Raw genomic sequence first — 20,395 nt, forward strand, 5'->3', positions numbered from 1 at the left:
AAGCTTCACATTTCACGTCTCGCGCATTAGATAAGGATCGAACCCCGCTCATCGCCCATGGGCGGGGATTTATGTTCAGAAAAAGGGCGGAACGGAATCTATCCCATGGCACCCAAAGGCAGCCAGCGCACGGTCAACAAGATTGTCGCGGAAAACCGCAAGGCCCGCTTCAACTATGAAATCATCGACACTTACGAGGCCGGCCTGGTGTTGACAGGGACCGAGGTCAAGTCGCTGCGCGACGGCAAGGCGAATATCGCCGAATCCTACGCTTCGGACGAGGGCGATGAGATCTGGCTCATCAATTCGCACCTGCCGGAATATCTGCAGGCGAACCGTTTCAATCACGAGCCGCGCCGCCGCCGCAAGCTGCTGCTCTCGAAGCGTGAGATCAACCGTCTGCGTGCCGCCATCAATCGTGAAGGCATGACGCTGGTGCCGCTGAAGATCTATTTCAACGAGAAGGGCCGTGCCAAACTGGAACTCGCGCTCGCCAAGGGCAAGAAGCTGCACGACAAGCGCGAGACGGAGAAGGAGCGCGACTGGAACCGCCAGAAATCGCGGCTGTTGAAGGCGAACTGACCGGCATGGAAGGCTTGCGCATCACGGTCGGCCCGTTTGCCTTCATCGCCCGTTTCGAGCGCGAAAAGGCGCCTGAGACCTGCCGCATCTTCGAGACCTTCCTGCCGTTCCGCAACCAGGTCATCCATTCCCGCTGGAGCGGCGAGGCGGTCTGGGTGCCGCTCGGTGATTTCCAGTTCGGCGCGGGTTTCGAAAACCACACTTGCCATCCCTCGCGTGGCGATATCCTGCTTTATCCCGGTGGCCACAGCGAGACGGAGCTGCTGTTTGCCTACGGCAGCTCCTCGTTTGCGAGCAAGATGGGCGCTCTTGCTGGCAATCACTTCCTGACGGTTATCGAAGGTCGCGAGCAGCTCGAGGAAATGGGCAGGCTGGTGCTCTGGAAAGGCGCCCAGGACATAAACTTCGACGTCTGCTGACACCCCTGAACTTTGCTCTTTCCCGCTCGTTGTGGGTGAGAGGTGAGGCATGGGCTATCCGGATATCATCATCGACGCGATCGACCGGCGGAAGGTTCTTGAACTCCGCTACAAGGATGTGGCGCGCAGGGTGCGGCCGCATATCCTGGGATATGTGGGGACGGGCGAACTGGCTCTGAGCGGCTGGCAGATTTCCGGCACCGGGGCCGGCTGGCGGCTCTTTCATGTCGATGACATCAGCGAGCTTTTCGAAACGGATCAGAGGTTTCATGGCACGGCGCGCGGCTATAATCGCAACGATCCCGCATTTTCGCGCATCATCGGCCGTATCTGAAATTCCCGTCCAGGAACAATCTCCGCATCCGCCCGTTGCGGTTCATTCCGTGGACACGAGCAGGCGATGGCGAAGAAAATTCTCACTTACGTTACGGTGGTCATCGGCTTCGGTTTGGCCGGCTACCTTCTCTACCATACATTCCGTGAATACTCGGCTTCGGAGATTGTCGACTCTGTCAAGGCCATTCCGATCGTCAATCTCCTGGCCGCGTTCGGCTTCGCCTTCGGTTCCTATCTCTGCCTGACCGGTTTCGACTGGGCAGGCGTGCGTTATGTGAAGAACGACCTTGCTTATCCGAAGATCGCGCTCGCCTCCTTCGTGGCGCTGTCGATCGGTCAGAGCGTCGGCCTCGCCGGGCTCAGCAGCGGCGGGTTGCGTTACCGTTATTACGCCCATTGGGGCATGAGCACGGAAGATGTTGCCAAGATCGTGCTGCTCTCAGGCGTCACGGTCGGTCTCGGCATGACCGTACTCTCGGGCATTGTTCTCATCGTCAATCCGAAGGATGCCGCATCGGTGCTGCGCATGGGCGAGGGTGTCACCCGGGCGATCGGCTTTGCCTGCTTTGCCGCAACGGCCGGTTATCTGGCGCTCGCGGCCTTCCTCCGCACACCCTTGAAGGTACGGGCGTGGACGTTTCAGATGCCGACCTTGAGGATCGCCGTCGCCCAGGTGGTGATCGGCACGATCAACTTTGCCCTCGTGTCCGCCTGCCTGCGCGAGGTCATGGCTGCGACGGCGGATGTGAGCTATCTGAAAGCGGCGACTGCTTTCGTCCTCGCCAATCTGGCGATCCTCATCACTCATGCGCCCGGCGGTCTCGGCGTGCTGGAGGCGACCGTCCGCCATGTCATGGGCGACCAGGCCTCGATCGGTTCGCTCGTCGCTTTCCGGGTGATCTATTTTTTCATCCCGTTCTTTATCGGCCTGCCGCTGGCCGTGATCGTCGAAGGGATCTTCCGGGCGAAGAAGGCCAAAGCGGCAGTCGCGCTCGGGGCTTCAGCTTAGCGAACCGGCATCTGTGTGAGCTTTGGGTGGCGCCACCCCCCCTCTGTCCTGCCGGACATCTCCCCCTCAAGGGGGGAGATCACAAGCGGCACGACCGCCATTCCCCAAGTCCTTGTGGAGAAATCTTTAAGCAGAGAGTGAAGCCTCAGAAAGTGGAATCTTAAAGAGAAAGCGGTGAGCCCGCCACCAGCCGATCTCCCCCCTTGAGGGGGAGATGCCCGGCAGGGCAGAGGGGGGTATGATGGGGCACGCCGCTCAACCGTCGCTAACCTTCCGCACCGCCATCCGCCGCTCATGCTCGATAAGCCAGCGCTTGCGCCACAGCCCGCCGCCATAACCGGTCAGGCTGCCGTCGGCGCCAAGCACGCGGTGGCAGGGAATGACGATTGCGATCTGGTTGGCGCCGTTGGCGCCCGCGACGGCGCGGGTGGAGGAGGGGAGGCCGAGTTCTGCGGCAATCGAACCATAGGTGCGCGACACGCCGACCGGGATCGCCCTGAGCGCCTCCCAGACCTGCCGCTGGAACGGTGAGCCGTGGCCGGCAAGCCGTGTCCTGAAGCCGCGATCCTCGCCGGCGAAATAGGCCTTCAGTTCCTCTTCGATCTCGTCGATCGGCGGATGCCGGCCCATGATGATGCCGCTGCCGGTAAATTTCTGAAGCTTTCTGATTTCAGCCGGCAGGGCCTTGCGTTCAGCGAATTCGAGGAGATGCAGGGCATGCTGGTCGGCGATCGCCATCATCGGTCCGATCGGTGTCTCGATCCAGTCGGCACGAAGCAGCGTCTTGTCGCGCAGGTTGGCGGGAGCCGCGCCGAAGAGCTTCGTCATGGCGCTGCGAAAACCGCTGCCGGATTCATAGCCGGCGTCAAGCTGCGCATCGATGACGCTCGCGCCGGACGTCAGTATCTCGGCCGCCTTGCCCATTCGCCTCAGCCTGGCGATCTCCAGGAAGCTCATGCCGAACTGCCGCTTGAACGCGCGCCTGGCGGTGGAAGGGTCGACGCCAAGCGAGCCCACGTCGTCCTCGCTCCAGCGGCGGTGCGGATCGGCATCGAGCGCATTGAGGAGCCGCGTCACCATCGGGTCTGTCTCGCCGAGTTTCAGCATCGGCCGGCAGCGGCTGCAGGGGCGAAAGCCCGCCTCCAGGCATTCCGCGATCGTGCCGTAAAATGTGGTGTTCCCGCGCTTCGGCTTGCGGGCCGGGCAGGTGAGGCGGCAGAAAATGCCGGTCGTCTTCACGGCCGCCCATGCAAAACCTTCATAGGCTGCATCGCGGGCGACCAGGGCTTCGTAGAGGATATCGTCGGAAGGGCGTTTGAAAAGCATGGAGCTTTCTAACCCGAAATCGAAAAAGGCGCCGCCGAAAAACGGGCGCCTATTCTTTATCGCATCTCGCGCAAAAGTGTACGGCGGTCTTGCCGAAACGACATGCGCAGAACATTGCCGTCGCTTGAGATCAGAGATCGACCGCTTCGGCAGATTCCGTCGGGCGGACCGGACGCTCGGAAGGATCGCGGCCGACTTCTGCCTTGAGCGTCATCAGGTCGATGAAGTGGTCGGCCTGGCGGCGCAGGTCGTCGGCGATCATCGGCGGCTGGGTGGACATCGTGGAGACGACCGAAACCTTGCGACCCTTGCGCTGCAAGGCCTCCACCAGCGTCGTGAAATCGCCGTCGCCGGAGAAGAGCACGAGATGGTCGACCGTTTCCGATTGTTCCATGGCATCGATCGCGAGTTCGATATCCATGTTGCCCTTGATCTTCCGGCGGCCCATGCTGTCGGTAAATTCCTTGGCGGGCTTGGTGATCACCTTGTAGCCGTTATAATCGAGCCAGTCGATCAGCGGGCGGATGGAGGAATATTCCTGATCCTCGATCAGAGCCGTATAATAGTAGGCCCGCAAGAGATAACCGCGCTTCTGGAAAGCCTTCAACAGTTTCCGGTAATCAATATCAAAACCGAGGCTTTTCGATGCAGCGTAAAGATTGGCGCCGTCAATGAAGAGAGCAATCTTCTCTCTTGGGTCAAACATATGGTCTCCATCCCCTTGTTCTTATAAACCTGCTTGGCAGGCAGGGCCTTGGTCAATATAAGCTGAACCAAACCCGTGAATAATCCACTACATTACGAACTATTCATATAAATGTCATTTATGGCACGATTCGTAATAATCCAAGCAGCCTGCGGTTGAATCTCTTTGGTGCTCCATAGGGCCCTGGTCGAAGGTATTCAGACCGCGTTCGTCAGAAAAACTTGAATTTGCCGCGCAATGGCTGTATCGGGCGTATCAATCCCGAAATTCATGACCCAAAGGACAGGCAATGGCCCGTGTCACAGTAGAAGATTGCATTGACAAAGTCGATAACCGTTTTGAGCTCGTTCTTCTTGCGAGCCATCGGGCCCGCCAGATTTCGCAGGGCGCGTCCATCACGATCGACCGCGACAATGACAAGAATCCAGTCGTCGCCCTTCGCGAAATCGCCGACGAGACACTTTCGCCCGACGACCTCAAGGAAGACCTCATCCATTCGCTGCAGAAGCATGTGGAAGTGGACGAGCCCGAGCCCGATCCGGCTTCGCTGATCGCCGCCGGCGGCGTAGCCGTGGCCTCCGACCGCGACGAGGAAGAGGAACTTCCCGAAACCGTCACTTTCGATCAGATGTCGGAAGAGGAACTGCTGGCCGGTATCGAAGGCCTCGTGCCGCCGGAAAAGAGCGACGATTACTAAGAGCGACGAATACTGAACGAAATCTTTGTTTGGCAAGTTTTCGTTCATCCTCTCGCCCTAATCTGGCTGGATGTTTTATGATGGCTGCGCCAATCTGACGGTTGGCGCGCCATTTTCTTTTCGCCCGGTGCCGTTGCCCGCCATGGGGAAACGGTTGGGAACCGGTTCCGGGCATCCCTAAACGTGTCAAGACGAGCGGTATCGAGGACTTTTTTCAGGATGATGCGGCAATACGAGCTCGTCGAGCGGGTTCAGAAATACAAGCCCGATGCCAACGAAGCTCTCCTCAACAAGGCCTATGTCTACGCCATGCAGAAGCATGGCCAGCAGAAGCGCGCCAGCGGCGACCCTTATATCTCTCATCCGCTCGAAGTGGCCGCGATCCTGACCGACATGCACCTGGACGAATCCACGATCGCGGTCGCCCTGCTGCATGACACGATCGAGGACACGACCGCCACCCGCGCCGAGATCGACGAGCTCTTCGGCGAGGATATCGGCCGGCTGGTCGAGGGGCTGACGAAGCTGAAACGTCTCGACCTTGTCTCCAAGAAGGCCAAGCAGGCGGAGAACCTGCGCAAGCTGCTGCTTGCCATTTCCGATGACGTGCGCGTCCTGCTCGTCAAACTCGCCGACCGGCTGCACAACATGCGCACGCTGGAGCACATGAAGCCGGAGCAGAAGGCGCGCATTTCCGAAGAGACCATGGATATCTATGCGCCGCTCGCCGGTCGCATGGGTATGCAGGACATGCGTGACGAGCTGGAGGAGCTCGCCTTCCGCAACCTTAATCCGGAGGCCCACGAGACGGTCACCAAGAGGCTGGCCGAGCTGGAGGCCCGCAACGAAGGCCTCATCAAGAAGATCGAAGACGAGTTGCGCGAACTCCTGATCGCCAACGGCCTGACCGATGCCTTCGTGAAGGGGCGGCAGAAGAAACCCTATTCGGTCTTCCGCAAGATGCAGTCGAAGTCGCTCTCCTTCGAGCAGCTTTCGGACGTCTACGGTTTCCGCATCATCGTCGGCGACATCCCGTCCTGTTACCGCGCGCTCGGCATCGTCCACACCCGCTGGCGCGTCGTGCCGGGCCGCTTCAAGGACTATATCTCCAATCCGAAGCAGAACGACTACCGCTCGATCCACACGACGATCGTCGGTCCGTCGCGCCAGCGTATCGAGCTGCAGATCCGCACCCAGCTCATGCAGGAGATCGCCGAATACGGTATCGCAGCCCATGCGCTTTACAAGGATGGCAGGGCAGGGGAACTCCTGCCGAGGGAATCCAACGCCTATTCCTGGCTGCGTCATACGATCGAGTCGCTGGCAGAAGGCGACAATCCGGAAGAATTCCTGGAGCATACAAAACTCGAACTCTTCCAGGACCAGGTCTTCTGCTTCACGCCGAAGGGCAAGCTGATCGCGCTTCCGCGCGGCGCGACGCCGATCGATTTCGCCTATGCGGTCCATACGAACATCGGCGACACGACCGTCGGCGCCAAGATCAACGGCCGTATCATGCCGCTCGTGACACGGCTCAACAACGGCGACGAGGTGGAGATCATCCGCTCGGGCGTGCAGGTGCCGCCGGCTGCCTGGGAGGAGATCGTCGTGACCGGCAAGGCCCGCTCGGCGATCCGCCGCGCCACCCGCATGGCGATCCGCAAGCAATATTCCGGCCTCGGCCACCGCATTCTGGAGCGCACCTTCGAGCGGGCCGGCAAGATCTTTTCTCGTGATGCGCTGAAGCCCGCGCTGCCCCGGCTGGCGTATAAGGACGTCGAGGATGCGATTGCCGCTGTCGGCCGCGGCGAGCTCTCCTCGCTGGACGTGCTGCGCGCCGTCTTCCCCGACTATCAGGACGAGCGGGTGACGGTGAAGCCCGCCGCCGACGACGGCTGGTTCAATATGCGCAGCGCATCGGGCATGATCTTCAAGCTGCCAAACCAGCGGCGCGTCGGACCGGAAGAGATCGAGGCGGGCCCCGACCCGCTGCCGATCCGCGGCCTTTCCGGCAATATGCAGGTGCGGTTCGCTCCAAGCGGCGCGGTGCCCGGCGACCGCATTGTCGGCATCATGGAGAGGGACAAGGGCATCACCATCTACCCGATCCAGGCGTCTGCCCTGCAGCGTTTCGATGACCAGCCGGAGCGCTGGATTGACGTGCGCTGGGACCTCGACGAGGCGAACAAGTCACGCTTTCTCGCCAGGATCGAGGTCAACACGCTGAACGAACCCGGCACACTCGCGACCGTCGCCCAGACGATCGCCGGGCTCGACATCAATATCCGCACGCTGACGATGGGCAGCAACCGCGCCGACGACTTCTCCGAGATCACCATGGAAGTCGAGGTCTGGGACCTGAGGCAGCTCAACCAGCTCCTGCTGCAGATGAAGGAACTCGACGTCGTCGCGAACGTGAAGCGGGTGTATGATTAGTGCAGGCCGGTCCAGACGCTTGGATTGAATGACTGCCTTGCGCCGATATCGTTGAAAAACTCGATTGATTAGCCGCTCGTCCTGCCGTTTTGGTCTTTTGGACGGCAGGCTACGCGTTGTCGATCCCCGCGCCTCGGCGCAGGATATCATCTATGCCGCCGTCAGGCGGCAACATCGCCTTGCGGCGGCCGTATTGGCCTCAGCTTGGCGAGCCTCCTCAGGTTTTGGGCGGTCGCTGCGAGCAGGAATTCATCACGGGCACCACACGGACCTCTCAGCCTCAGTCGCGCCATCCGGAGAATGCGTTTGAGATGGGCAAAGAGCATCTCGACCTTCTTCCGGCGATGGCGCGACTGCTCGTATTCGGGCGTGGTGGCAATCGCTCGTGCGACGTCCCGGGCATCCTCGTTGAGATCGCGTGGCACCTTGCGCATCGGCATTTTCGGGCAGCAGCGCTGCTTGAGCTCGCATGCATCGCAGTCGCCTTTCCTTGCCCTGTAAAGCCGCGTGCCTTCGGCGGTAATGCCCGATCTCGGCGTTTCGTAAGTCCGGTGGAATTGCTTCAATTCCTTGCCGGCCGGGCAGATGTAGCGATCGTTCTCCGCCTCCCAGGTGAAGTCCGAGCGCGAGAAAGTGCCGTCGGTCCGCTGCGACTTGTCGAAGACGGGGATGTGTGGCGCGATCTTCTTTTCCTTGACGAGCCAGGCAAGGTTGTCAGCAGAGCCATAGGCGCTGTCGGCGACGACATATTCCGGCTTGAGGCCGAACCGATCTTCCGTTCTCTGGATCATCGTTCGGGACGCACCGACCTCGGCCTGACGAATGGCACGGGTGGCCTCGACATCGAGAATGACACCGTGTTCGGTGTCGATCAGGTAGTTTGTGGCATAGGCGAAGAAGGCATGGCCTTTGTGTGCGCCAGTCCACTGAGCCGCCGGATCGGATGGCGAGATGAACTTCGGCGTCACGGGCGATGCCGCGCCAAACGCGGCATCATCGAGTACCGACAGATATTCCCGAACCGAGCGGCTGGCTTCGTCCTTGGCCTCCCACTCTGCGCCGGGGACAGAACGTTGCTTGTTGGCGTCGGCGGCGATCAGGCTGGCATCGACGGCGAACCCTTCGGCACCAACCAATCCCTGAGCAAGGCAACGCTCCACCACCGTTTCGAACATGTGACGCAGGATATCGCTTTGCCTGAAGCGGCCATGACGGTTCTTCGAGAAGCTGGAATGATCCGGCACTTTGCCATCGAGCCCGAGGCGGCAGAACCAACGATAGGCCAGATTGAGATGAACCTCCTCGCATAGTCGTCGCTCCGACCGGATGCCCATACAGTAGCCGATGATTAGCATCCGCATCATGAGTTCTGGATCGACGGACGGCCGACCAGTGATGCTGTAGAACGGCTTCAACTGCGCCCGCACTCCCTCAAGATCGAGATGTCGATCAATGCCGCGAAGCAGATGGTCAGCAGGAACATGATCATCGAGGCTGAATTCATAGAAGAGCTGCGCCGGAGCTGCCTGACATCCCATCATCGCTCAATCCTCCGCAAATCAATAGGAGGATTGAATCACGCCGACACCAGGCCAGCAACGCCGAGTTTTTCAACACTATCGGCCAATATCGGCTAATCATCCCGCCTACTTTCTGCCCACCACCATCCTCTCGCCATGCTCCCCACGCAACGCTGACCAGCGGTTGCGGCGTTGGTAAAGCGTGGGGTCTCGTCTTATATTGCTGCAGTGCAATATAAGAGAGAAAGAAAACGACAATGTTTGACTCAGTCCGCAAATTCGCCCGCGCCTTCCGGGTCCCGACCACTCAGGATCGTGAAATCGCCTATCTGAACGAAGCCAAGGATCGGATCGACCTCGAATACCGGATGCGCCAGATCGACCGCGGCATGTTCCGCAAGTCCGGCTTCTGATATTCTGACCCGTTTCCGCCGCGCGGAAAGATGTCGCGCGGTTGTTTAAGCCTCCACGGGCCGCAATGTGCGGCCAGGGAGCGGACCTCTTCCGCGGAAATTGCTCTCCGGAGTGAGCCGGGCCAATTTTCGCCATCATCGTCGGCTTGGGCTAGAGCCGCATATTCCGATGAAGAAGAGAGCCCTGTGGCCGGTTGAAAAAGTCCGCGCCGCTGAACCAGATAAGCCCCATGCCGTTTCGCCGCCGCACCCCGCTTGGATTTCGTGAGAGACTGCGCCGCGCCATCCTGCCGTCCAGGGGTTTTCGCCGCAGCCTCGATTATTATCGCCTGAAGGTGATGCGGGTCGGCGGATCTCCGCATGCGGTGGCGGCTGGCATCGCGGTCGGCGTCGTCAGCGCCTGGACCCCGTTCCTCGGCTTCCACATTCTCTTCGCAATCCCGATCGCCTATCTTCTTGGCGGCAGCGTGGTGGCGGCAGCCCTCGGCACCGCCTTCGCCAACCCGCTGACCTGTCCGCTCATCTGGCCGATCACCTGGAAGATCGGCGAGGTGATGCTGGGACATAGCGCCGCCGGCCACGACCGTATCGATCTTGGCGCGCTCTTCCACCATCTCGATATTTCCCAGCTCTGGAGGCCGATCCTGGAACCGATGCTGATCGGCTCCATTCCGCCCGGGCTTCTTTGCGGCCTTCTGTTCTATGCCGTCACATACCTGGGAGTGCGCAGTTTCCGCAATCGCCGCCGCGAACGCTTGACGGCGCGGGCCGGAGCGCTCAAGTCAGTGTGACGCTGACGAGCACAGGAAAGGAACCGCATGATCATCGGCATGGGCAGCGACCTGATCGATATTCGCCGGGTGGAAAAATCCATCGAACGCTTCGGTGAGCGTTTCACGCACCGCTGTTTCACCGAGGTCGAGCGGGCGAAGTCCGATCGCCGCAAGAACCGTGCCGCATCCTATGCCAAGCGGTTCGCTGCCAAGGAGGCCTGTTCCAAGGCGCTCGGCACCGGCCTGGCGAACGGCGTGTTCTGGAAGGATATGGGCGTCGTCAACCTGCCCGGCGGCAAGCCGACCATGGTCCTGACCGGAGGCGCCGCCGAGAGGCTGTCCGAACTGATGCCGGCGGGTCACGAACCGGTGATCCACATCACCATTACCGACGAATATCCTTACGCGCAGGCCTTTGTGGTGATCGAGGCAAGGCCGGTCCCGGCCTGATCATTTGCCCCGTGGCCCGATGAGCCATTGCCGCGGCTCTGCGAAGGGTTTAGAAAGCGGCACTTCGCTGGAAAGAGAAAGAATTCAGACGTGTCCGAAAACGCCGAGACCAAATCGCAGAACAGCCTTTGGGAAAACATCAAGGTCATCATTCAGGCATTGCTGTTGGCGATGGTGATCCGCACGGTTCTCTTCCAGCCCTTCACCATTCCCTCCGGCTCGATGATGCCGACGCTGCTCGTGGGCGATTATATCTTCGTCAACAAGTTCGCCTATGGCTATTCGAAATATTCGTTGCCGTTCTCTCCGAACCTGTTTTCCGGCCGCATTCTCGAGTTCAACGAGCCGAAGCGCGGCGATATCATCGTCTTCCGCCTGCCGAGCCATCCGGATGTCGATTACATCAAGCGCCTCATCGGCCTGCCGGGCGACCGCGTGCAGGTGACGAACGGCGTGCTCCTCGTCAATGGCCAGCCGGTGCCGAAGCAGGCAGACGGGACGTTTGCGTCCGACTACAGCCTGGATCCGGGTGACCATATCCCCGTCTTCCGCGAGACGCTCGATACCGGCGTTTCCTATGACACGCTCGACCAGTCGAACGTTTCGCGCGGTGACAACACCCAGGAATTCGTCGTTCCCGAGGACCATTATTTCTTCATGGGCGATAACCGCGACAACTCGCTCGACAGCCGTTTCGACGTTGGTTACGTGCCCGCCGAAAATCTCGTCGGCCGTGCCAGCATCATCTTCTTCTCGCTCGGCAACGATACCTCCTTCCGCGAGGTCTGGAAGTGGCCGACCAACATGCGCTGGGATAGGATTTTCAAGGTCGTCGAGTGATGAGGGCAAAAGCGCTTTCGGCGGAGGAGCACGGCCAGCTTGAAAAGGCCGTCGGCCATGAATTCGCCGACAAGCAATGGCTTGACCGGGCGCTGACGCATGCCAGCACTGGTTCGTCCAAGGGGGCCAATTACGAGCGGCTGGAGTTTCTGGGCGACCGTGTGCTCGGGCTCTGCGTCGCGGAACTCCTGTTCACGACTTTCCGCACCGCTGCCGAGGGGGAGCTTTCCGTTCGCCTGAACCAGCTTGTCAGCGCCGAGAGCTGCGCGACCGTTGCCGATGAACTGGAATTGCACCGTTTCATCCGCACCGGCGCCGACGTGAAGAAGCTGACAGGCAAGCGCATGATGAATGTGCGCGCCGACGTGGTGGAAAGTCTGATTGCCGCGCTCTATCTCGATGGGGGGCTGGAAGCCGCCCGCGCATTCATCCTGAAGCATTGGGAAGGCCGCGCCACCCGTGCCGATGGCGCACGGCGCGATGCGAAGACCGAGCTGCAGGAATGGGCGCATGCGAAATTCGGGCTGACGCCCTCCTACAGGGTCGATGACCGCAGCGGGCCGGATCATGATCCGCGTTTCACGGTGACGGTGGAGATCCCGGGCGTTGCACCGGAAACCGGCGTCGATCGTTCAAAACGCGCTGCCGAACAGGTGGCGGCAACCAGGATACTCGAACGCGAAGGCGTGTGGCAGAAACCCTCTGCCGAACGATGAATTGGACAAGATGACGGAAAACGAACACATCGCCGGTGACGAGAAGGAAGCCGGCGCCACCCATTCTGGCTTCGTGGCTCTGATCGGCCCGACCAATGCCGGCAAGTCGACGCTGATGAACCGCCTCGTCGGCGCCAAGGTCTCGATCGTCAGCCACAAGGTGCAGACGACGCGCGCTATCGTGCGGGGCATCGCCATCCATGGACGGGCGCAGATCGTCTTCATGGATACGCCCGGCATCTTCAAGCCGCGTCGCCGGCTCGACCGCGCCATGGTGACGTCCGCCTGGGGTGGGGCGAAGGACGCCGACCTCATCATGCTTCTGATCGACAGCGAGCGCGGCCTGCGCGGCGATGCGGAAGCGATCCTGGAGGGCCTGAAGGAGGTCCGCCAGCCGAAGATCCTTGCTTTGAACAAGATCGACCAGGTGAAGCGCGAGGACCTTCTGAAGCTCGCGGCGGCCGCCAATGAGGTTGTGCCCTTCGAGCGCACCTTCATGATCTCTGCCACCACCGGTTCCGGCTGCGACGACCTGATGGATTATCTGGCGCAAACGCTGCCCGAAGGCCCCTGGTATTATCCCGAGGACCAGATCTCCGACCTTCCCATGCGTCAGCTTGCGGCCGAGATCACCCGGGAGAAGCTGTTCCTGCGCCTGCATCAGGAGCTTCCCTATTCCTCGCATGTCGAGACGGAAAAGTGGGAGGAGCGCAAGGACGGCTCCGTGCGCATCGAGCAGGTGATCTACGTGGAGCGCGAGAGCCAGAAGAAGATCACGCTCGGCAAGGGCGGCGAGGCGATCAAGGCGATCTCCACGGCTTCCCGCAATGAGCTCTCCGAAATCCTGGAGCAGCCCGTGCACCTCTTCCTCTTCGTCAAGGTGCGCGAGAACTGGGGTGATGACCCGGAACGTTTCCGCGAAATGGGCCTGGAATTCCCGAGACATTGAAGCGCCGCCGCGTAGCGGCCGGCAACGCCGCCCCCCTATAGGAGAGCGGGGCGGCGGGCTTCCATTTCCTGCTTTCCTGTTCGCACCGGCCTCGCGGCATGGTTATTGCAACGTTGCTAATGTGGCAGCGAGGCAAGGGCAGAACGTCATGAAACGGGACAAGTTGCACCAGTTTCAGCCGGTTGGATTGGCTATGCATGAGACGGGCCGATACAGCGTGGTACATTCGGTCGAGGAAGCTGCAGATGTGCTCTTGCGCGGATGGCCGACGGATGACGGCGAGGAATTTTGCGAGGCGGTGAAGGTGTGCTTCGAGGGCATGCATGATCGGGCGAGCCCCGAAGACGTGCGCGCTGCGCTGATCAGGGCAGCGCGCGAGGCGCACGTGATGGTGATCGAGTAGGGGCTGCTCCGCAGCAATCGCATGGTGCCCGCGCAGCGGTGTCCTTGATCCAGTGTCGGTCAGGCGCCTATTTCTTCTGCCGATCCATCAGCGCTTTGACCTCTTGGTAGCGCCTGCGGTTTTCCTGGTCCTGCTCGTTCGGGCCGTAGCAGGTTTCCGAAATGCAGAAGCGCAGCAGGTTGAAGGGAGCCGTGGCCTTGTCGAACTCGCATTCGATCTCGTTGTTGAAATCGGTCGGCTTTGCATCCGCGCGGGTGGAGTAGGTGAGCCGTGCCCCTGGCGGATCGAGTTCCGGAAAGGATTGCACGATGCCGGTCTTGATCGACGGCACCAGCAGGAAATTTTTCGCGACCGTGATGCAGGCCTGTTCAAGCGGCTGCGACTGGGCGGCTGCGGGCGAGGCGAGGAAGATGGCTGCAGGCATGGCGGCAAGTGCTGCGGCGAGAAGGGCGTGTTTCATAAGGGCTCCCAAGCGGGTTGTCTGGCGTCGTGAATACTCCGCACAGGAATCCAAATGGAGCCATATTTGTTCCAGGCAAGCCGGTAGATGCTCGCATCCGGCTGAAGATGGGCGATGCCAAAAAGCGATTCAGTCTGAACTCCTTATGAGGTAGTGTTGAATCGGCATGCAGGAGGCTTGAACCGACATATGCAGTGGCAGGACGAAGGCATCATCATCGGCGTCAAGCGCCACGGCGAGACGAGCGTCATCGCCGAGCTGATGACCCGTGAGCGCGGCCGGCATTTGGGTCTCGTCCGCTCCGGTCGCTCGCGCACCATGCAGCCCGTCCTGCAGCCGGGAAATCGCGTGGAGGCAGTCTGGCGCGCCCGTCTCGACGAGCATCTCGGCGAATTCCGTCTTGAACCGCTCCAACTGCGCGCGGCAAGGCTGATGGAGACTGCGACCGCCGTCTACGGCGTGCAGGCCATGGGCGCACTGCTCCGGCTGCTTCCCGAGCGCGATCCGCACCCGCATCTCTTCGAGGCGCTCGACATCATCCTCGATGCACTGGACAACCCGGCCGATGCCGGCGAACTGTTCGTGCGTTTCGAGCTTGCGGTGCTGAACGACCTGGGCTTCGGGCTCGACCTCTCCGAATGCGCTGCGACCGGCTTGCGGGAGGAACTCATCTACGTCTCGCCGAAGAGCGGCCGCGCCGTCTCCCGCGAGGCAGGCGCCCCCTATGCCGACCGCATGTTGGCTCTCCCGGCTTTCCTGGGGGAAGGGGCGGTCGCTGCTGCCGATTGCGACAGCCTTGCCGCCGCCTTCCGGCTCACCGCATTTTTCCTGCACCGGCATGTCTATGAACCGCGAGGGCTGACGGAACAGGCAGCCCGCGAGGGTTTCGTGCAGGCGGCGTTGAAGGCGCTGTCCCAAAGGCCTCAGGGGAACGGCGAGCCGGAGCGTCAGGCGAGTTGAAGAGGAGGAGAGGGATGGAGCGGATAGCCACCTGCGCCTGCGGCAAGCTGCAGGCGATCTGCGAAGGCGAGCCTGCCAAGGTTTCGCTGTGCCACTGCCTGGAATGCCAGAGGCGCACCGGCAGTACCTATGGCATCGCCGCCTTCTTCGCGCGTAGCCGGGTTCACATCGAGGGTGTAAGCAAGACCTATGCCCGCCCGTCGGACAGCGGCTTTCCCGTTAATCTTCACTTCTGCCCCGATTGCGGTTCAACGGTGTTCTGGGAGCCGCAGCGCAAGCCTGATGCCATCGCGATCGGCGTTGGTTCATTTGCAGATCCGCAGTTCCCGGCGCCATCGCAGGCGGTCTACGATCAGCACAGGCATCCCTGGGTGCCGCCGCTTCAGGCCGATTGACCGTCATTCCGCCGGCTGGGCGGCGAGCGCCGGCCGGTCGACCGGCTTCTCCTGGATCGGCCAATGCACGATCGCCGCGAAGATGCCGAGCGCCACGCCGAGCCACCAGACGGGATCATAGGAGCCGAAGCGGTCGTAGAGGAAGCCGCCCATCCAGACGCCCAGGAACGAACCCACCTGATGCGACAGGAAGACGATGCCGCCCAGAAGTCCAAGATGCCGCGTGCCGAACATGATGGCGACGAGCCCGTTGGTCGGCGGCACGGTGGAAAGCCAAAGGAGGCCCATGACGATCGCGAACACGATCACCGAGAGCGGCGTCTGCGGCAGGATGAGGAAGGCCGCTACCGCGACCGAGCGGGCGAGATAGATATAGGCGAGGAAATAGGGCTTCGAGTAGCGCTGCCCGATCATGCCGGCGCCGAACGAGCCGATGATGTTGAAGAAGCCGATCAGCGCCATGGCGATCACGGCATAGCGGGCGTCGATGCCGATATCGCCGAGATAGGCCGGGAAATGCGCGGTGATGAAGGCGACCTGGAAACCGCAGACGAAAAACCCCGAGGTGAGCAGCAGATAGCTCTGGTGCCCGAAAGCTTCGCGCAGCGCCTGACCGACAGTCTGGTCGATTTCGTTTCTGGATTGCGTGCCGGACTTGGCATTGCCGCGCAGCGGATAGGCCAGCACGGGCACGAGCAGCATCATCAGCCCCATGATGACGAGGCTGTCCGACCAGCCATAGGTGGTGATCAGCGCCTGGCTGAGCGGAGCGAAGAGGAACATGCCGGCGGAGCCTGCCGCCGTGCCGATGCCGAAGGCGAGCGAGCGCTGTTCCGGCGTCACGTTGCGGGCGAAGGCGGAGAGGATGGTCCCGAAGGAGCCGGCGCCGACCGCAAGCCCGACCATGACGCCGCCGGAGAGATGCAGGATCGCGATCGAATGGGCGGTGGACATCAGGATGAGGCCGGCGGCGTAAAGGAGGCCGGAGAGCGTCAGTACGCGGCCGGTACCGTATTTGTCGGCAAGCGCGCCGAAGAAGGGCTGGCCGAGACCCCAGGCGAGGTTCTGGATCGCCATGGCCAGCCCGAAGGTGGAACGGTCCCAGCCCGTATCGGCGAGCATGGGGAGCTGGAAGAAACCCATGGCGGAACGCGGGCCGAAGGTCAGCATGGCGATCAATGCGCCGGCGGTGATGATCAGCCAGGGCATGGACGCTCGGGCAGACTGGATCATGGATTTCCTCCTCGCTGCGGATGGAAAATCATACCGCGTGCGGCCTCCTTCTTAAAACAACTTTTGCTCAATCAATCCATCACCGTATTTGATGCGGCTCTTGGGATTTTGCCCCTCACCCTAACCCTCTCCCCGCTTGCGGGGAGAGGGGACGTGCCATACGCAGCACCGAGCGTTAAGAAGCCGATGCGGCATATGTCCTTCTCCCCGTATGCGGGGAGAAGGTGCCCGGCAGGGCGGATGAGGGGTATCCCTACAGGCACATTTCTTCAAGGCGTGCCGGGCGGGTCGATCGCCGCCGGCGCCAAGCGTCCCAGCCGGGCTTCCCGCCAGATGGTGAAGATGCCGGCGGCAATCACGATCGCGCCGCCGGCGATCATGTTAAAGGTCATGACCTCGCCGAAGACGAAGACGCCGATGAGGCAGACCAGCACGGTCTGGATGTAGGACATGGGCTGCACGACGACCGCATCGAGCAGGCCGAAGGCGCGGATCAGGAGATAGTGACCGCTCATGCCGGTGATGCAGAGCACCAGCATCCAGAACCAGTCGGTGAAGGTGATATGCGTCCAGTAGAAAGGTCCGACGAGGGTGATCGCCGCCGCCCCCGCCACGCCGGTGTAGAAGAAGGCGGTGTCGGCCGCGTCGGTTCGGCTCGCAAGCCGGGTCATCACGGAGTAGAGGGCGAACATCAGCGTGGCGATGATCGGAATGATGATCTTCGTATCGAACGTGGCGTGCAGCGGATTGACGATCAGGAGAATGCCGACGAAGCCGATACCGATGGCCGTCCAGCGCCGCCAGCCGACCTTTTCTCCAAGCAGCGGCACGGAAAGGCAGGCGACGACGAGCGGCGTTGCGGCGAAGATTGTGTGGCTTGCCGCAAGTCCGACCCGCGAAAAGGAGAAGATCGATATGACGATCTGGACCGCCAGGAGAACGCCGCGGGCGATCTGCAGCCACATCCGGTTGGCGGAGACCGCGCCTTTCAAGCCGACCGGCGAGCGGCTGGCGAGCAGCAGGGCGAAGCCTGCAAAGGCCCAGTAGCGGATCATGGTGATGAAGATCGGCGGATAGGCCGTGCCGAGATGTTTGGAGATGCCGTCCTGCACCGAAAAGATCGTCACGGCCGAAAGCGCGCAAAGGAGGCCGGTGGACCGAGGTGTCATGGGGGCAGTCTCTTTCGGGGCGCCGCCGGCTGCAGGCGCGCCGACGCAGAGGGATGGGCAGGGCAGGGCAGATTATGCTTCCGTTTTGACTTTTCACAAGCCGAACGGACAACCTGCCTTTTGCGAATGGCTGCCATGCATTCAGCGGGTGAGTCGCGGAGGCGAAGCGTGTCGTATCAATCATTGATGGCGGTGATCTTGACCGCCATGTGCTTTTCGTCTTTCCCCGTTTCGGCGAACCAGACTTCGCCCTCGCCGATCATCACGCCCTGCCAGTTGGCGAACAGCGTCGGATAGGTCTGTTTGGCGACGGCGCCCTTCACCTTTGTGGTAACGATCTTGTCGTAATCGGCGACGAAATGCTTGGCATCGTTGATCTTGACGGCCTTGCCGCCAATGCGTGCCTGGAAAGGATAATCGACCATTCCGGCCACGGCTTGCTTGTCACCGGAACCCACGGCAGTCTGCAGCTTGGAGAAGAAGTCCGCATAGGGCTGGTGGTGGCCGAACAGGTCGTCGAGCGATTTGTTCGTATCGGCGGAGGTCTGGGCCAGGGCCGTCCCGGACATGGCCAGAAGGCCGGAGACCAGCAAAATCATTGCCTTTTTCATGACTTTCTCCTCTCTCAGAAAAATCGGGTCGCGACCTCAATTGGCGCTGTCCGGATCATCGACCAGGCACCCGGTGCCATGGCATCCCTGATAGTTGCCATGCACATCGAAGTTGGGATTGCCCTGTCTGTCGAACTGAGGCCTGGTATCGATGGCCTGGTCGGGATTGTCGACCTTGCATCCGATGCCATGGCATCCGTTGTATCCGCCGCCGTCGTGATGGTTGCTGGTATGATGGCGGTGTTTTTTCTCGCCTTCATCGGCTAGTCCCTCAAGGATGGCGCCGAGCACCGCGCCGGCCACCGCTCCTCCGATGTCATGGCCGCGATGATCGTACATTCTCGCATTCTGGTCGAAACCGTCGCCGCGTCCATGATGATAGCCGCCGACATCGGCAAAGACCCCGGAGCAGCCTTGAGCGACCCAGATATACCGGCTTCTCGGGTTGTATCCCCATGACCGGTTCAGAATGCATGAACTGCCGGAGATTTGGTGGATGAGCTGTGGCTGTCTCAGCGGCCCGGCGAAGCACTCGTCATACTGATAGTCTCTGGAATGGCATTCGACCGTTGCCTGGGCGTTGGCCTGCGGCGCGAGCCATAGGATGGCGAGAACGGCAAAAACGGACAAAGCGAAGCGATTCATGGTGATATCCCCTGTTGAGTTTCGCCAGACTTCCGTGATCTTTAAAGGGCCTGCGACTTGTAGCACCGAGGGAAAACGTTCCCGCCCCGACCGACAAGGGTAGGTTCATGACGCTTATTCTCAAGTGCAGGTGATCCGGTATGGTTACCCTGAATTGATCCGGTCGCCGTGATAGCGTCTCAAATCAGCACAGCAATGAAGGAGGGCCCTGATCGGTCAGCGGCTGTTGCCGAAATATTTCTGTCTCAGGTTTTCGAGCGCCCCCGCCTCCTGCAGCGCCAGGAGCCGCAATGTGATTTCATGGCTGAGCGTATCGCCGTGCCTGAAGCCAAAGCCGTATTTGTCCGGATGGAAGATCGGCCCGACGACGGAGAAAGGTGGCTTCGTATGCGTATGCGCGTAATATTCCAGCACGGGCGCGTCGCCGATGAGAGCGGCGGAACTGCCGGAGACGAGGCCTTCCACCGCGCTGTCGATATCGGGATATGACGTCGTCGAAAGCCGCAATTCGTTTGAGTAAGCCTCCGCCACGCTACCGCGGAACACACCGACCGTTCGCCCGGGCAGATCGGCAAGCGAATTGATCTGGTGCGTCAGCGTCAGCGCCGTCATGACGCTGGTGACGGATGAGGTGACGTAGGCAATCACCGCCACTCCGCAAACCATCCAGATGCCGCCGGAAATCCTTCCCACCCAGCCGAGCGCGTTGGGACGGGTGACCTTGCCGGACGTCGCGACCGACATGACTTCGTAGAAGCTCTCGGCCACGCCCTCGTGCCAGCTTCGCGGAAAGCTCTTGTCGAAGCGGCGATAAAACAGCACGAGAATGAGTGTGGCAATGAGGACGATGAAAACGAGCCATGCCATGGCGCGGAGGTGCCCGGCGCGCTCCAGTCCGCCGATGACCTGCCAGAAGCCTGCATCCTCGCTATCGGCCACCATGATGCGCAAGCCGGCATCGTACCAGGGCTGCGAAAAGGTGATGCGCTCAACCCGGTCCTTGGTGATCGTCAGGTTGGTGACCGCCACATCGATCTCGCCGCGTTCCGTCGCCGCGACGAGGGCGTCGGGACTCGGATAGTCACGGTAGCTGTAAATGAGGTTCAGCGGCCTGGCTGTCGCCTCCCACAGCTCGATCGCCATTCCGGAATAGAGTGCGCCATCCTTCATCACGAAAGGCTGGCTCACATAGACCCCCACTGTCAGCGGCCGGGAAGAGCCGCTCTCGTTCTGAGCCTGTGATGGCTGGATCCAGACAAAGACTGCAATCAGCGCAAAAATCAAAATCGGCAAGCGGAAATATCCCATTAGCCTCTCCTTGATTCCGGGGCTTCTGGTTTTCGATCT

Annotated in this window: 24 protein-coding genes; 15 read left to right on the plus strand and 9 right to left on the minus strand. The window is 61.1% G+C overall.

The window, feature by feature from the left end; translation table 11 throughout:
* Nucleotides 1-105: 105 nt before the first annotated feature.
* The 4 genes from smpB to QEO92_RS04535 all read left to right on the plus strand — a co-directional run bounded on the left by smpB (nucleotide 106) and on the right by QEO92_RS04535 (nucleotide 2,346).
* Nucleotides 106-582, plus strand: a complete 477-nt coding sequence (gene smpB / locus QEO92_RS04520) for an SsrA-binding protein SmpB (protein WP_037154571.1) — start codon at nucleotides 106-108, stop codon at nucleotides 580-582.
* Between the two features lie 5 nt (nucleotides 583-587).
* Complete coding sequence (locus tag QEO92_RS04525; protein ID WP_037154569.1) at nucleotides 588-1,001, plus strand: DUF3830 family protein; 414 nt, start codon at nucleotides 588-590, stop codon at nucleotides 999-1,001.
* A gap of 49 nt (nucleotides 1,002-1,050) precedes the next feature.
* A complete protein-coding gene (locus QEO92_RS04530) occupies nucleotides 1,051-1,335 on the plus strand; it encodes a WYL domain-containing protein (protein WP_227702309.1) in 285 nt (94 codons plus the stop codon).
* Between the two features lie 66 nt (nucleotides 1,336-1,401).
* Nucleotides 1,402-2,346, plus strand: coding sequence for a lysylphosphatidylglycerol synthase transmembrane domain-containing protein (locus QEO92_RS04535; protein WP_227702310.1), 945 nt, complete (start codon nucleotides 1,402-1,404; stop codon nucleotides 2,344-2,346).
* 255 nt (nucleotides 2,347-2,601) lie between these two features.
* Here QEO92_RS04535 and QEO92_RS04540 read toward each other — a convergent pair whose 3' ends face one another.
* Together QEO92_RS04540 and QEO92_RS04545 are read right to left on the minus strand one after the other, a co-directional pair.
* Nucleotides 2,602-3,672 carry a bifunctional transcriptional activator/DNA repair enzyme AdaA gene (locus tag QEO92_RS04540; protein ID WP_037154564.1) on the minus strand — a complete coding sequence of 357 codons (1,071 nt, stop codon included), beginning with the start codon at nucleotides 3,670-3,672 and terminating at the stop codon, nucleotides 2,602-2,604.
* A 130-nt stretch (nucleotides 3,673-3,802) separates the two neighbouring features.
* Nucleotides 3,803-4,378 carry a LabA-like NYN domain-containing protein gene (locus QEO92_RS04545; protein ID WP_037154561.1) on the minus strand — a complete coding sequence of 192 codons (576 nt, stop codon included), beginning with the start codon at nucleotides 4,376-4,378 and terminating at the stop codon, nucleotides 3,803-3,805.
* A 289-nt stretch (nucleotides 4,379-4,667) separates the two neighbouring features.
* Between QEO92_RS04545 and rpoZ the strand changes: the two genes are divergently transcribed.
* Together rpoZ and QEO92_RS04555 are read left to right on the plus strand one after the other, a co-directional pair.
* Nucleotides 4,668-5,075 carry a DNA-directed RNA polymerase subunit omega gene (gene rpoZ / locus QEO92_RS04550; RefSeq protein ID WP_037154557.1) on the plus strand — a complete coding sequence of 136 codons (408 nt, stop codon included), beginning with the start codon at nucleotides 4,668-4,670 and terminating at the stop codon, nucleotides 5,073-5,075.
* Between the two features lie 219 nt (nucleotides 5,076-5,294).
* On the plus strand, nucleotides 5,295-7,511 hold the full coding sequence (locus QEO92_RS04555) for a RelA/SpoT family protein (RefSeq protein WP_037154554.1): 2,217 nt from the start codon (nucleotides 5,295-5,297) through the stop codon (nucleotides 7,509-7,511).
* 161 nt (nucleotides 7,512-7,672) lie between these two features.
* Here QEO92_RS04555 and QEO92_RS04560 read toward each other — a convergent pair whose 3' ends face one another.
* Nucleotides 7,673-9,052 carry a transposase gene (locus tag QEO92_RS04560; protein ID WP_227702311.1) on the minus strand — a complete coding sequence of 460 codons (1,380 nt, stop codon included), beginning with the start codon at nucleotides 9,050-9,052 and terminating at the stop codon, nucleotides 7,673-7,675.
* 236 nt (nucleotides 9,053-9,288) lie between these two features.
* Between QEO92_RS04560 and QEO92_RS04565 the strand changes: the two genes are divergently transcribed.
* The 7 genes from QEO92_RS04565 to QEO92_RS04595 all read left to right on the plus strand — a co-directional run bounded on the left by QEO92_RS04565 (nucleotide 9,289) and on the right by QEO92_RS04595 (nucleotide 13,575).
* The gene (locus tag QEO92_RS04565) at nucleotides 9,289-9,444 is read left to right on the plus strand and encodes a DUF3563 family protein (protein ID WP_081952813.1); all 156 of its coding nucleotides are present in this window, start codon (nucleotides 9,289-9,291) and stop codon (nucleotides 9,442-9,444) included.
* A 230-nt stretch (nucleotides 9,445-9,674) separates the two neighbouring features.
* Nucleotides 9,675-10,235, plus strand: a complete 561-nt coding sequence (locus QEO92_RS04570) for a DUF2062 domain-containing protein (RefSeq protein WP_227702312.1) — start codon at nucleotides 9,675-9,677, stop codon at nucleotides 10,233-10,235.
* 27 nt (nucleotides 10,236-10,262) lie between these two features.
* Entirely contained in the window at nucleotides 10,263-10,667 is a 405-nt protein-coding gene (acpS, locus tag QEO92_RS04575; RefSeq protein ID WP_227702313.1) for a holo-ACP synthase, read from the plus strand.
* A 90-nt stretch (nucleotides 10,668-10,757) separates the two neighbouring features.
* Complete coding sequence (gene lepB, locus QEO92_RS04580) at nucleotides 10,758-11,507, plus strand: signal peptidase I (protein WP_227702314.1); 750 nt, start codon at nucleotides 10,758-10,760, stop codon at nucleotides 11,505-11,507.
* Nucleotides 11,507-12,223: a ribonuclease III gene (gene rnc / locus QEO92_RS04585; RefSeq protein ID WP_227702315.1), complete on the plus strand. Its 717-nt coding sequence runs from the start codon at nucleotides 11,507-11,509 to the stop codon at nucleotides 12,221-12,223. Before lepB ends, rnc begins: the two co-directional genes overlap by 1 nt.
* A 10-nt stretch (nucleotides 12,224-12,233) precedes the next feature.
* Nucleotides 12,234-13,172, plus strand: a complete 939-nt coding sequence (gene era, locus QEO92_RS04590) for a GTPase Era (RefSeq protein WP_227702316.1) — start codon at nucleotides 12,234-12,236, stop codon at nucleotides 13,170-13,172.
* Nucleotides 13,173-13,320: 148 nt separating this feature from the next.
* Nucleotides 13,321-13,575: a DUF982 domain-containing protein gene (locus QEO92_RS04595; protein WP_037150376.1), complete on the plus strand. Its 255-nt coding sequence runs from the start codon at nucleotides 13,321-13,323 to the stop codon at nucleotides 13,573-13,575.
* Nucleotides 13,576-13,642: 67 nt separating this feature from the next.
* Here QEO92_RS04595 and QEO92_RS04600 read toward each other — a convergent pair whose 3' ends face one another.
* Complete coding sequence (locus tag QEO92_RS04600; RefSeq protein ID WP_227702317.1) at nucleotides 13,643-14,035, minus strand: hypothetical protein; 393 nt, start codon at nucleotides 14,033-14,035, stop codon at nucleotides 13,643-13,645.
* Between the two features lie 189 nt (nucleotides 14,036-14,224).
* Here QEO92_RS04600 and recO point away from each other — a divergent pair, with 189 nt between their 5' ends.
* Nucleotides 14,225-14,995 (plus strand): DNA repair protein RecO, encoded by a 771-nt coding sequence (recO, locus tag QEO92_RS04605; RefSeq protein WP_227705088.1) that lies wholly within the window; start codon nucleotides 14,225-14,227, stop codon nucleotides 14,993-14,995.
* A gap of 14 nt (nucleotides 14,996-15,009) precedes the next feature.
* Nucleotides 15,010-15,390 carry a GFA family protein gene (locus QEO92_RS04610; RefSeq protein ID WP_227702318.1) on the plus strand — a complete coding sequence of 127 codons (381 nt, stop codon included), beginning with the start codon at nucleotides 15,010-15,012 and terminating at the stop codon, nucleotides 15,388-15,390.
* Between the two features lie 3 nt (nucleotides 15,391-15,393).
* On the opposite strand, the gene QEO92_RS04615 is transcribed toward QEO92_RS04610, so the two are convergent.
* The 5 genes from QEO92_RS04615 to QEO92_RS04635 all read right to left on the minus strand — a co-directional run bounded on the left by QEO92_RS04615 (nucleotide 15,394) and on the right by QEO92_RS04635 (nucleotide 20,356).
* A complete protein-coding gene (locus QEO92_RS04615; RefSeq protein ID WP_037150383.1) occupies nucleotides 15,394-16,623 on the minus strand; it encodes an MFS transporter in 1,230 nt (409 codons plus the stop codon).
* Nucleotides 16,624-16,892: 269 nt separating this feature from the next.
* A complete protein-coding gene (locus QEO92_RS04620) occupies nucleotides 16,893-17,792 on the minus strand; it encodes a DMT family transporter (protein WP_227702319.1) in 900 nt (299 codons plus the stop codon).
* A 176-nt stretch (nucleotides 17,793-17,968) separates the two neighbouring features.
* Nucleotides 17,969-18,403 (minus strand): hypothetical protein, encoded by a 435-nt coding sequence (locus QEO92_RS04625; RefSeq protein WP_037150387.1) that lies wholly within the window; start codon nucleotides 18,401-18,403, stop codon nucleotides 17,969-17,971.
* Nucleotides 18,404-18,439: 36 nt separating this feature from the next.
* A complete protein-coding gene (locus QEO92_RS04630) occupies nucleotides 18,440-19,048 on the minus strand; it encodes a DUF3011 domain-containing protein (protein WP_037150389.1) in 609 nt (202 codons plus the stop codon).
* A gap of 216 nt (nucleotides 19,049-19,264) precedes the next feature.
* Nucleotides 19,265-20,356: a transporter substrate-binding domain-containing protein gene (locus QEO92_RS04635; protein WP_227702320.1), complete on the minus strand. Its 1,092-nt coding sequence runs from the start codon at nucleotides 20,354-20,356 to the stop codon at nucleotides 19,265-19,267.
* Nucleotides 20,357-20,395 lie beyond the last annotated feature (39 nt).

The organism is Neorhizobium petrolearium, assembly GCF_029854435.1.
GTDB lineage: Bacteria > Pseudomonadota > Alphaproteobacteria > Rhizobiales > Rhizobiaceae > Neorhizobium > Neorhizobium petrolearium.